We start from the raw sequence: 382 nt of genomic DNA, 5'->3' as shown, positions 1-382 counted from the left end.
GCCGATAGCGCCCGGAGCTAGACATAAAAGGAAAACCTTCGGTTTTCCGAAATTAAGTTTGGCGTTTCCGTTTTGTCCAGTTTTGAAGGTTCAATCCTTCCTTATATTTCCTTTCATTAAGGGCCTGTAGCTCAGCTGGTTAGAGCGCACGCCTGATAAGCGTGAGGTCGATGGTTCAAGTCCATTCAGGCCCACCATTCCTTAATGATCGGGGCCTTAGCTCAGCTGGGAGAGCGCCTGCTTTGCACGCAGGAGGTCAGCGGTTCGATCCCGCTAGGCTCCACCTTTATAAATGTGTTCTTTGAAAACCGGATAGGAGAAACAAACCAAGTAAACCGAGAATCGCTTATTTTTGGATTTAAACCTTTTATGGTTAAGTTAG

General features: G+C 46.6%; 2 tRNA genes. Both read left to right on the top strand.

Going from position 1 to position 382, the window contains the following annotated elements:
* Positions 1–120 precede the first annotated feature (120 nt).
* A tRNA-Ile gene (locus IC21_RS07330) sits at positions 121–197 on the top strand.
* A 13-nt stretch (positions 198–210) separates the two neighbouring features.
* Positions 211–283, top strand: a tRNA-Ala gene (locus IC21_RS07325).
* The last annotated feature ends 99 nt before the right edge of the window (positions 284–382 follow it).

It is taken from the genome of Heyndrickxia coagulans DSM 1 = ATCC 7050 (genome assembly GCF_000290615.1).
In the GTDB taxonomy this organism is placed as follows: Bacteria; Bacillota; Bacilli; order Bacillales; family Bacillaceae_C; genus Weizmannia; species Weizmannia coagulans.
Note: the sequence above shows the minus strand (reverse complement) of the source record. Positions and strands in the feature narration are given on the sequence as shown.